This window comes from Thermophilibacter sp. (assembly GCF_966187215.1).
This window is the reverse complement of record NZ_CBIFYV010000092.1, coordinates 1-11,498: the sequence shown is the minus strand read 5'-3', so window position 1 is coordinate 11,498 and position 11,498 is coordinate 1. Positions and strand designations below refer to the sequence as shown.

Annotated in this window: 7 protein-coding genes and 1 pseudogene; 4 read left to right on the top strand and 4 right to left on the bottom strand. The window is 59.4% G+C overall.

Annotated elements, in window-relative coordinates:
- The first annotated feature begins 15 nt into the window (after positions 1-15).
- On the top strand, positions 16-1,062 hold the full coding sequence (locus ACWTSU_RS07355) for a glycosyltransferase family 2 protein (protein ID WP_455139260.1): 1,047 nt from the start codon (positions 16-18) through the stop codon (positions 1,060-1,062).
- 40 nt (positions 1,063-1,102) lie between these two features.
- On the opposite strand, the gene tagD is transcribed toward ACWTSU_RS07355, so the two are convergent.
- Entirely contained in the window at positions 1,103-1,504 is a 402-nt protein-coding gene (tagD, locus tag ACWTSU_RS07350; protein ID WP_455139258.1) for a glycerol-3-phosphate cytidylyltransferase, read from the bottom strand.
- A gap of 164 nt (positions 1,505-1,668) precedes the next feature.
- On the opposite strand from tagD, the gene ACWTSU_RS07345 reads away from it, so the two are divergent.
- The gene (locus ACWTSU_RS07345; protein WP_455139256.1) at positions 1,669-3,450 is read left to right on the top strand and encodes an AAA family ATPase; all 1,782 of its coding nucleotides are present in this window, start codon (positions 1,669-1,671) and stop codon (positions 3,448-3,450) included.
- Here ACWTSU_RS07345 and ACWTSU_RS07340 read toward each other — a convergent pair.
- Positions 3,447-3,689: an integrase core domain-containing protein gene (locus tag ACWTSU_RS07340; protein ID WP_455139302.1), complete on the bottom strand. Its 243-nt coding sequence runs from the start codon at positions 3,687-3,689 to the stop codon at positions 3,447-3,449. The genes ACWTSU_RS07345 and ACWTSU_RS07340 overlap by 4 nt on opposite strands.
- Positions 3,690-4,564: 875 nt before the next feature.
- On the opposite strand from ACWTSU_RS07340, the gene ACWTSU_RS07335 reads away from it, so the two are divergent.
- Positions 4,565-6,145 (top strand): DUF2142 domain-containing protein, encoded by a 1,581-nt coding sequence (locus ACWTSU_RS07335; protein WP_455139254.1) that lies wholly within the window; start codon positions 4,565-4,567, stop codon positions 6,143-6,145.
- Positions 6,146-6,212: 67 nt separating this feature from the next.
- On the opposite strand, the gene ACWTSU_RS07330 is transcribed toward ACWTSU_RS07335, so the two are convergent.
- Complete coding sequence (locus tag ACWTSU_RS07330) at positions 6,213-8,639, bottom strand: glycosyltransferase family 2 protein (RefSeq protein WP_455139252.1); 2,427 nt, start codon at positions 8,637-8,639, stop codon at positions 6,213-6,215.
- A 277-nt stretch (positions 8,640-8,916) separates the two neighbouring features.
- On the opposite strand from ACWTSU_RS07330, the gene ACWTSU_RS07325 reads away from it, so the two are divergent.
- Complete coding sequence (locus ACWTSU_RS07325; protein WP_455139250.1) at positions 8,917-10,758, top strand: cell wall-binding repeat-containing protein; 1,842 nt, start codon at positions 8,917-8,919, stop codon at positions 10,756-10,758.
- Between the two features lie 73 nt (positions 10,759-10,831).
- Here ACWTSU_RS07325 and ACWTSU_RS07320 read toward each other — a convergent pair.
- Positions 10,832-11,401, bottom strand: a pseudogene (locus tag ACWTSU_RS07320) (glycosyltransferase); the annotation flags it as partial.
- Positions 11,402-11,498: the final 97 nt, after the last annotated feature.

Sequence of the window (11,498 nt, the reverse complement as noted above, 5' to 3'; positions counted from 1 at the left end):
AAGAAAGGCCTTCACATGGGAGCGAGCTCTCAGATTGCCCTGAGCATAATCGTGCCGTGTTACAAGGTGGAGCAGTACCTTCCCAAGTGTCTTGACTCGCTTGTCGGGCAGACACTCGATAACATCGAGGTAATCTGCATCAATGACGGCTCTCCTGATCACTGCATAGACATTTTGAGAGATTACGAGAAGCGCTTTCCCGGCAAGGTCGTCGTGATAGACAAGAGAAACGAAGGTGTGTGGAAGGGGCGCTGGGACGGCATCGCCGTGGCGCGCGGCGAGTACATTGGCTTTCTCGACTCCGACGACTACGCGACCCCTGACTTTGCCGAGTCGCTCTATCGCGCGGCGAAGGAGACTGACGCTGACATCGCAGTATGCGGGTTCGATCGCATTGACCTTGAGAGTGGCAAAGTGCTCTCGCGCGAGATGACCACGCATCGAGATGATTTTATCATCGATAATGACCCGGGCCGACTGGTCGAGCTCAACGGCGCGCCGTGGAACAAGTGCTTCAGAGCGAGCATCTTGAAGGGCATGCGCAACCTGAGCCAGCCCCCCACGGTTCTCGATGACCTGGCTTTCCACCTGCTTGCGTACTGTGACATGCACGGGAAGGTAACGTTCGTCCCGAAGTCGCTCGTACGATACATGGTGCGCGCCGGCTCAATCATCAACACCGTCCGAAAGGACCAGGTTGATTCCATCTTCAATGCCTTCATTGAGATTAGGGGGCACTACGAGCGGTCGCGCCCCGGTCTTCTGGACGCGCTGGACGCGATCGCCTTTCTCCATCTGGGGGTCTCTCTTGTGTTCAGGCTGTCGTGCGATAGGAACGTCGACATCAAACATGAGATTGCCAACATGACGGCGTTCCTCGATGCTCACTTCCCCACCTGGAGAAGGACTCCCTATCTGCGTGCCAGCTACGTTGTCTCAAGAGGCGGGGCGTTCCTCAAGCTTTTTGTGGTCCAGAAGGTGTATCGCGCACACCTCATGCCGGCGTTTCTCGCGGCGTACCGATTCATGATCAACCGCCTCCACGTCGATATCAAGTGGTAGGAGGCGCCCCCTACGACATGCTGGCTCCGTAGCGGAGGAGCTATGAGGTAGCCATTCCCAGGTCGCTCTTGATCTGCGACGTCGAGATTTCCGGCGTGCGGGGGAGATAGACCACCTCGCAGAGGTCGCGCAGGTACTCGAAGCGCGGGCTGCCCTCCCAGTCGCTGCCCATGACCACGGTGTCGATGTGGTACTCGCGCACGTCGTCCGCCTTCTGCTCCCAGCTTCTCTCGGGGATGACGAGGTCTACGTAGCGGATGGCCTCGAGCAGCTGCTTGCGCTCCTCGTAGGAGAAATAGCACTCCTTGCCCTTGCTCCGGTTGAACTCATCGGTGGAGAGCGCCACCACGAGATAGTCTCCCAGTGCGCGGGCGCGCCTGAGCAGATTGATGTGGCCGTAGTGGAGCAGGTCGAACGTGCCGTAGGTGAGAATGCGCTTCATGTCCCTCTTTCTCTCTGATTGCCTCTATCTTACAAAACAGTCACGGGAGCTGGAATTGGGTTCCCTACAACTTTCTTTCTCCGGGCATGTACCTGGCCCAAGCGGTCAGAGCGCCTCCGCTCGGCTAGAATCACCCTATCGAGCATCCGTCGCGAGGAGGGCCTATGGACATCGCGGTCAAAAACGGCATTGTCTATGCTCCCGGCGCGCGGCTTATCGACCGCACCGGTCGCAAAACGCTGCCCATCGGCCGCGATGGCTTTGAGCCCGCCGCCGAGTCCTCTGTGCTCGTTGACAAGACCATGTTCATTGCCGACGTGCTCGACTCCGGCTATGCTGCCACGCTCTTCTGCCGTCCTCGTCGCTTTGGCAAGACGCTCAACATGACCATGCTCAAGGCGTTTCTCGAGAAGGCACCTGACGGTCGGTCTCGCGCGTCGCTCTTCGAGGGGACCCGGATTTGGGAGGCGGAGGACGGCCGCTATCGCGAGCATCAGGGCGTCTATCCTGTAGTGCACCTGAGCTTCAGGACCGCCAAGGGCGATACTTGGGATCAGACGTATGGGGCCATCCGCACCCTTATCGTGGCCGAGTACGAGCGCCACGCCTATCTCGCCGACTCGTCCGCCCTGAGCGCCCAGGAGATCGCGTTCTTTGGCGCCATTCGTTCCGGAAGCGCCTCAGAGGCGGACTACGCGGGGTCCCTTCTCATGTTGTGCCGGCTTCTGGTCAAGCATCACGGCCGTCGCGTTGTCATTCTCATCGACGAGTACGACGCTCCCGTCATGGCCGGCTACTCCGCGCCGGACGGTGGCTACTATCGCGAGGTGGTCACCTTCCTCAAGGGCTGGCTCACGGGTGCCCTCAAGGATGGGGGAGAGGTGCTGGAGTTCGCCTGTCTCACCGGGGTTCAGCGCATCTCCAAGGAGTCGGTTTTCTCTGACCTCAACAACCTCGTGGTCTCCACGGCACTAGACACGCGCTTTGACGAGCGCTTTGGTTTTACTGACGCTGAGGTTGAGGCGCTGGCAACCTATCTCGGGTTCCCTGGCTGTATGCAAGAGGCACGCACATGGTATGACGGCTATCGCTTCGGAGATGTTGACGTTTATAATCCATGGAGCGTTCTCAACTATCTCGATATGGGTTGCGCGGCCGATGTCTACTGGGGCAACACCTCCAGCAACACCGTGTTGGGTGACCTCGTCCGCCACGCCGATGCCGATACGCTCGAGGAGGTCTACGCGCTGCTGGCACCGGGCGGCGTGGTTTACGCTCCGCTTGACCTGGGCGTCGTTTTTCCCGAAGAGGGGCTGCGAGGAGACGAGCTCTGGAGCATGCTCTATCTGGCCGGCTACCTTACGACGGACGTGACCGCACTGCCCAACGACACCATGGCAGCGCGTCCGCTCCGTATTCCGAACTACGAGGTGGCGCGCCTCTATCGCTCGGAGGTCGTCGAGCGCTTCCTATCTGCCGCCGGTGGTCGCTCCCGTCTCGGCAAGCTCCATCGGGGAATTGTAAGGGCTGACGAGAGAAGTGTCGCTTCCGAGCTCGCCGAGATCCTGCGAAGCTCGGCGAGCTCGTTTGACCTTACGTCTGAGAACAGCGTCCATATGCTGCTTCTGGGGCTGTTGTTCAACGTTCCGGGCTATGCTGACCCTGAGTCCAACCGTGAACACGGCCGGGGCCGTCCGGACATCCGCCTTGAGCCCGCGCCCAGCCCTTTCGCACAAGGCTCGCGTCCGCTCGTCACGCTTGAGCTCAAGTTTGCGCACGAGGCCACCGATGATGATTTGGCCGCCCTCGCCCGCGTCGCACTCTCCCAGATTATCGAGAGGGGCTATGACGAGGGCGCGCTTCCGGCAGAGGCTAAGGGGCGCGTCCGTTGGGGCCTGGCCTTTTGTGGAAAGCGCGTTGCTGCTGCGGCGGAACGTGAGCGCTAGGTGTTGTGTGCCAATAGGTTGCTTACGCCGACGACGCGCGACATGGGTGGCATGCCCCCGCAGGCGCTGTGCGGACGCTCCCAATTGCAGTGCTCGATGAAGGCGGGCAGGGCCGAGGCCCTGCCCGCCTCGCTGCCCCACGCCCTGCCGTACTGCCACTCCTGCGCGAGCGTCCGGTTCATCCGCTCGACCTTGCCATTCTGCCAGAGGCTGTAGGGGCGCGCGTGTCTGTGCCTGATTCCGAGGCCGCCCAGCAGCGTCGGACTCCCGGCTGCGGCAGCCGGGGCCGTTGTCGGTCATGACGCGCTCCACGCGCGTCCCGAGCTCGGCGAAGAACACTAGGCAACGTACCATGAAGGCCGAGCACGTCCCCTTCCGCTCGTCGGTCGGCAGCTCCGCGTAGGCGACATGGGGGACGGTCGTCGACCGCGACGTGGAGGCGGGAGAAGACGGCCCCGCGCGCCGACCCGCACCCGCGGGCGGGCGCCCGCCGCCCGGGATCGCGTCACCTTCTTGACGCCGACTTGGGGGAGCTCACCGTGCCGCCTTCGTTCGTAGCGCACCGGCGTCGCTGGGTCCCGGCGGAGCTCCTCCCCGGCCGCGCGGTCCACGTCGGAGAGGCGGGGCAGCCTGGCGCGCGCCACGATTCTCGCGCAGGTGCGGGCCGGGACACGCGCGTCTCCGACGCCAGTCCGAGCGACGTGAGACGTGAGTCAGGATGTTAGGACGTGGGATGGCCCCTTCGTCGCAAGACTAGGCAACTTACAGCATGGGGGAGCTATTCCAATTTGTCATCCGTCGGGCGCAGACAACGTCTTGGCACAGAACAGCTAGTCGCAAGACGTCGTCCATCGGCAACGATAGTTTTGAGTCCGCCGCCGAGTCCTCGGTGCTCGCGTTCTTTGACGTCATCCGTCCCGAAAGTGTTTCGGAGGTGGGCTGCACGGCGGATGTTTACTGGGGCTGTGCCTCCAGCAATACTGTGCTGGGCGAATGTCGCGTCGGCTATGCCGCTCGTTGTGGTCGTCGTCTTTCTAGTGATAGGGGTATGATTGTTCACCACATGTTTTGCCGATAGAAAAAACAAGTTTTTCGATTACGGGAGGGCCCTTTTATGGTCTTGACTATAGGGAAGTCCAGTGAAGACGAGGGCAAGCCTTCCCTCCTGAGCTTGGCGGTTCCCCTCTTATTCATTGTCGTCAGTGCCCTGTATTGGTATGCGACCTCTGATCGTTTGATTTTGCTAGTTCTCGCCGCGCTTGTTCTCGTTGCGTTTGCGGGCGTGTTTGCCCTATATCGATCTGGGGTGATTCGTCGCACGAACGGCGCGCCGCTTTTCCTTATTGCTCTGTCCGTCTCCGGCCTGTTCTATACGGTCGTATATCCGCCTTTTACCGTCCCTGATGAGGTATATCATTTCGACGCGACCTACTGCGCCTCAAATGCGCTGATGGGATATGGATATCAGTCGGACCCCTTGCTTATGCGCGCGGATGACGCGAGACTGCTTGACGAGCTGTCCACGGCAATCGGAGTCTCGGACTACGACCATATTGCGAATGGCCTTAACCAGTTTTTTGCTGACGACTCCTCAATGATTGAGGTTCAGACGGGGCTATCGTTTGATCTTGGTCAAAATCTTCCACAGCAGCGTTTGCCGGCCGCGCTTGGGGTCACCTTCGCGCGCCTGGCGAATCTGGGCCCATATTATCTGCTCTATATTGGCCGTCTGTGCAACTTGGCGTTCTTTATCGTGCTGGCCTATCTTGCGTACAAGATAACCCCTGTCGGAAAGAACGTTCTCGTTGCAGTCTCCCTGCTACCCATGACTCTGCATCTGGCGGCCTCTTACTCGTACGATGTCGGAATCATAGGCTTGGCTTTTGTTGCCACGGCTCTGGTGCTGAGGGCGCTTTCTTGTCAGGCGCCCATCACTGTCCGAGAGTGCACTGAGGTCGGAATCTCGATTTGTCTACTAGCCCCCTGCAAAGTGGTGTACGTGTTCGTAGTCGCTCTGATTGCTCTAGTCCCGAGCTCGCGGTTTGTTAGCAGAAGGCAGGAGATTGCTATTAAGTCTGGAGCGATACTGATTCCAATATTGATTATTCTCCTTGTTCGGGCCGGCAGTCTGCTGGCGCTCAGCGGGGTTTCAGTGAGTGGTGAAACAGCGCTGGACCACAGAGGCACCGAGGTGGGTTACTTCTATACACTCAGCGACGTCCTTGGCGAGCCGGTTAAATTCATCATAATGTACCTGCGGACGTTTGTGAGTTTGGGATCCTTCTATCTGTCCTCTATGGTCGGTACGACGCTTGGTTGGTTTCAGGCTGAGATCGTTGCGCCGGACTATTTTGAGATAGCCCTCGTCGTGCTTCTGCTGCTCAGTACGATTAGCTCACTGGACGACAGTGAGGTCCTTTCTACTCCCGTTCGGCTGATAGCTGTAGGAGCATTCGTTCTTTGTGCCGTCGCCGTGATCGCGTCAATGCTTCTGGGATGGACGTTCAACAACGAGCAAGTTATCTCTGGGGTCCAAGGTCGGTATTTTCTGCCCTTGTTGCCTTTGCTGCTAGTGGCGGTTCGGACCAACAAGCTTCGTTGCACCACGAATATGCGTTCGACACTTGTTTGCGCCCTGTCGACTGTAAATGCGCTCTACATTATTAGGACGTTTGCAATAGCGCTTACAATATAGGAGTTACTGCTCCTGCCATTGTTTACCAATCGAGTGTCCCCGCGAGCAGAGCTCGCGGGGACACGTGCTACAAGTGGTAGTAGTAATTAAACGGTGAGACCGTATTGATATTCACATTAATATATGGGTCACCCTTTATGTAGTACTTTGCCCACCGGTAGTTCAGATAAGCAACCTCGCTGTGGGCACGAATCCTCTTCTCGTCGTTGTCCTCGTAGCCCCTTGAAATCGACTCGTAGTGGTAGAGCTCGACCTCGGGTGTATAGACAACGAGCTTTGAAGTCTCCCGGACCTTCAGGCAGAAGTCAACGTCGTTGAACGCGACCGCCATTTCCTCGGTGAACCCGCCCACCAGATCGAAGACCGATCTCTTCACCATCATGCACGCGGCGGTGACCGCGCTCAGATCCTGTTCGGCATCTAGGAGGGCCATGTATCCCCATTGACCGCGGGGAATGTTACGTCCCAGATGGCCGGCAGCCTCACCTGTAACGCAGACGCCGGCGTGCTGAATGGTGTCATCCGGATAGTACAGCCTTGCCCCGACCACGCCGACATCCTCGCGTGCGCAGATGCCGAGCATCCTTTCCAGCCAGCTCGGAGTAATGACTTCGGTGTCATTGTTCAGCAGGAGCAGATAATCGCCACGGGCGTTCTCCGCGCCGAAATTCACCAGCTTTGAGTAGTTGAACTCGTGCTCCCAGCGTATTACGCGGATACGGTCACCATAACGCTCCGGTAGGATCTCGTAATAGGCAAAGGTCCTGGGGTCCTCGCTGTTGTTCTCAACCAAAACCACCTCAAAGTTCTCATAGGTGCTCTTGCTGAAGATGGAGTCGACACAGTTGGAGAGAACTCCAACGAGGTCCTTTGTCGGAATGATGATGGAAACCAGGGGGCGGTCCCGCGGGATTGAGTAGGTGACCTTGTACGTGGACGGCCTCCGTGATTGCTCGACCGTGGCGTCCAGCCCCATACGCCTGAGATGAGCCTGCACCGCTCGGATACCCGCCTCCGTCGCGTAAGGCTTATCGTTCGAGTTGCCCGCGGTCGAGGTCTCGCTGATTCTCCAGTGATAGAGGATGCGCGGTACGTGATGGACCCTGCGCGCCCGCTCAACCGCCTCGAGCGTCAGATTGTGATCCTGTGCGCCGTCAAACTCGCTCGTGTTTGGCTCCAGCTGATCGAGCAGCGACTTTCGGATGGTGAGCATGTGGCAGATGTAGTTGTTGTTGCGCAGCAGGTCGATGCTGAAGTCCGGCTTGAAGAACGGCTGGGCAAGGCGACCGCTGGGCATCAACTTGTCTTCGTCGCAATACAGGAGGTCGATGTCGTCGAACTGATTGACGGCCTTTGCGTATTCAAAGAGAAGGTCGGGCTCAAGGAGGTCGTCATGGTCAAAGAAGCAGACGAAGTCTCCAGTGGCGACCGCTATTCCCGCGTTCGTGTTCTCCGATATGCCGCGGTTCTCAGAAAGCTCGATAAGCCTGACCCGAGCGTCCCTCTCGGTGGCTTGACGTGCAAGGTCGACGAGCTCCGACATGTCTGGACTAGCGTTAACGAGGATGAGCTCCCAGTTCCCGTAGCTCTGTGCCAGAACGGATCCGAGCATGTCGGTGAAGAACGCCCGCGGAGTCCTGTACAGGGGCACGACAATGCTGAAAAGGGGAGCATAAGGAAGGCGCGTCCGGGACTGCTCCTCCAGGACGTCGATGGGAGCGCGGTGGTCCTTGAACCATTTTGGGTAGTCGGGATCAACCTGAGCGCTCATCATTCGCTTTGTGGTGTCGTGGAGCAGGTCCCTCATGATGTCAGCGGGGAGGGTGTTGAAGCTGTTGAACTCCGGGTGCGTCTCATCCTCGATGATGAACAAGAGGTCGCCGACGTTTTTGGGGACGCGCACGGAAACCTGCGTCTCGCGGAGAAGAAGCGCGTTGGCAATCCCCGAGGTCCTCTTTGAGTTGCCGAGAACGACGGTTTTGGTGTCAAGGGGCTGGAGTGACGAATCAAGACACCGCATGCGCAAGGAGGTCTCTTCGCGATAGGGAAGCGTTATCGCGCCTCTGAGGATGTTCTCGCGGTCGTCCTCGATGCACTCCCAATACTCAAAGTTGGCGTTCATGTAGGTGCTAATCCTGTCGTAGCCGCGAATCTTACGACAGAGCGACGGATTAACTCGGTAGTTCAGGCGAGACTCCCACTTCGCCCGAGAGAAACTAAACGGAAGCGTCACCCGCTCCTCACTGGTCGGGTCATATACGGTGAGGGAGATGGTACCTAGCGAGAGTATCGGCAGAACGACGACAAAGAGCGCGTCACCGTTTGACATGGGCTCCAGCTCAGGCGCAAGGGGGTACATGTTGCACGGAATCGCTTCGCCGTTCCTTCCGGAGGCCGCGATCTTAAGCTGGGCATCCTGGGCAAGGCCGCTAATAGAAAGGCGGGTATATATTTTTCCGTCTCCGCGACAGGTCCCGGCGGTTCGTACTCGCACGTCAGTCGCTCCTCGTCTTGGCTGGGGCAGGGACCTAGTCATGATACCTATATCGCGGGACTCCGAAGGGCCCCTGACAATCACTGCAAAACTCAGTGCCAGTAGATGCTACGGAGCTCCTCGCTCCGTGCCATTGGCTTCGGAGGATTTGATGGTGGTATAGCCCCCCGGGGACGACCCCTTGGTGAACCGACTACTATGTTTGACAAAACGCTCGGCGAACGGGCTATCTCGAAACCATCATCTCTTCCGGTTTGCGCTGATGGAGGATAAAAACATGGCGAGCAATAAGGCACGCATTACCCATTCACGTTTCGGGTTGGATGGGGTGACTCGTCGAGACGCCCTGAAGCTGGCCGTCCTTGCCGGCGCCGCGGTGGGCGCCGCTCCTACCGCGGCGTTTGCCGAGGAGGGGGCGTCCGACGACCTCTATGTACCCAACAGCTGGCGCTTTGACGAAGGCGTCCCGCGAGACGACCTCGAGGCGCCGGGAATCTCAACGTTCAGCGTCGTTTCTCCGTGGGGGAAGGACGAGAACGGCGACTGGTGCAACAGCGTGGGGACCCCCATCCCGGGGGCACTTCTGCGCGGCGTCGACGTGAGCGAGTGGCAGGGGACAATCGACTGGGCGGCGGTCAAGCAGTCAGGCACCGTCGACTACGCCATCGTGCGCGCGGCGGCCTTTGCGGGATCAACCGCAACGCGGTCTGGAAAGGACACCTGCTGGGATCGCAATGCGTCCGAGTGCGAGCGCGTGGGGATTCCCTACGGAGCCTACATCTATTCCTACGCGACCTCCACGTCCGAGGCGGTCGAGGAGGCCGACTACATCCTCAATCTTCTGAAGGGGCACAGCCCTACCTATCCCATCTTCATTGACATGGAGGACAACAGCACGCTTCGCGTGTCGGGCAGCCTCAACGCCATTGCCGCGGCCTTCTGCGAGCGCATCGAGAGCGCTGGCTACCAGGCGGGCGTTTACACAAGCCTCAACTGGTGGAACACCTATCTCACCAGCCCTACACTGAACAACTGGGTACGCTGGGTGGCTCAGTACAACGTAACCTGCGACTATAAGGGTCACTATGACATGTGGCAGGCGTCCAGCAAGGTGAGCGTCGCCGGCATCAACGGGAACGTTGACATCAACTTTGACTTTGTTGGCTTGAGCGGCGACTACTCCAGCCAGAGCACCTGGACGCGCGTCTACGGTCAGCATGACCTCGACACGATGGCGGAGATATCCAAGAGGGGGTGGACGTCGTCGAACGCGGTGGTAATCGCGACAAGGGATACGTACTGGGACGCCCTCTCCGCGAGCGCGCTGGCGGGCCTGTATGGCTGCCCCATCCTGCTCACGTCCACTTCCTCGCTCTCGTCCCAGACGAGGAGCGAGATTCAGCGACTGGGCGCCAAGACGGCCTACATCGTTGGAGGGCCCATTGCGGTTGCCTCGAGTGTCGATGCTCAGATCAGGGCTGCCGGATGTCCCAACGTCGAGCGTGTATACGGGAAGGACCAGCAGGGGACTGCTCGCGCAATCGCCGGAAAGCTCGTCGAGGCGGGTCATACCGATACCTGCGTCGTGGCCACCTCGTGGAAGTTCCAGGATGCTCTTAGCGTCTCGCCCTATGCTTATGCTGCGAAGGCCCCGATTTTCCTGTGCGAGACGGGAACGAACACTCTTTCGGCGGAGTCTCTTTCGATTATTCGTAAGGCGGGCTTTAAAAAGGCGCTCATCGTCGGCGGCACCGTGGCGGTTAATGGCGATGTCGAGGGAAAGCTCAAGGGCGTCGGGGTTTCGAATCTGAAGCGGGTCTGGGGACAGACGGAGTACGAGACAAGTGCCGCAATCGCCGAGTGGGAGATTGAGCAGGGAATGGGCTCCTCTCACATGGCCGTCGCAACCGGTCTTACTTATTTTGATGCGCTTGCCGGTGGCGCGCTGTGCGGCAAGAACAACTCGGTCCTCGTCATCACGTCCGACTCCAACAGGCACTGCCTCACGAGTTTCGTGCCCACGCGAAAGGGTCAGGTTGAGCAGGGCTACGTCTTTGGTGGCGAGATAGCGGTCTCTAAGAAGAGCTGGCTGACCCTGCTGCGCTACTACCTGTATTAGAGCGTCAGCCATTCGATGGCGTCAAGCCGGCGGAGCGTCTGGTTCCGCCGGCTTGACGCAATAAAAATTAGGCTCATTTGCGGATGAGACGCTTTGCCGCGCGCGGCAGGGCGGTCACCGCAAGGCCTACCCTGAGGGACGTAGAGGCCCTTACGTTCTCGAGCTCGGCACGAGTCTTCTCAAGCTCGGCAGCGATTGACGATGTGCGCTCCGTGAGACGCGCGATGTCTTGGTGCAGCTGTCCGCGCTCGCGCTCGAATGACTCGAGGTGGGATCGATAGGCCGTGAGGAGCTCCGGCCACATGATTTGCTCCGCTTGCGAGGGGCTGGGACACATGTGGGAATCGGGGTGGAGCACGGAGGCGAAGCACTCACGCCAGAACGCGCGATAGTCGTATGTGGAGAGCTTCCTCATGAAAGCCCTGCCGGCCACGCCCATCGAGCGCGCCAGGTCCTTGTTGGTTAGCACATCTGCAAGGGCCCGCGCTGCGGAGACGGCGTCTCCCTGCGGGACGCCGACGACCGCGTCGTTGCCTTGCGTGAGCGTGAGATAGGGCAGCTCGTACATGACGCACGGCAGCCCGGCCGCAAGCGCCTCGCCAAGCGCGAGGGACCATCCCTCTCGCTCGGATGTGAGCAGGAAGGCGTCGGCGTGGGGCCTCGGACATTTCCTTGGACGGGCCTACGCGGCCAGCCCCAGCCGTTTCCTGCGCCCCCTGATCGTGTCGTACACGGTCGCG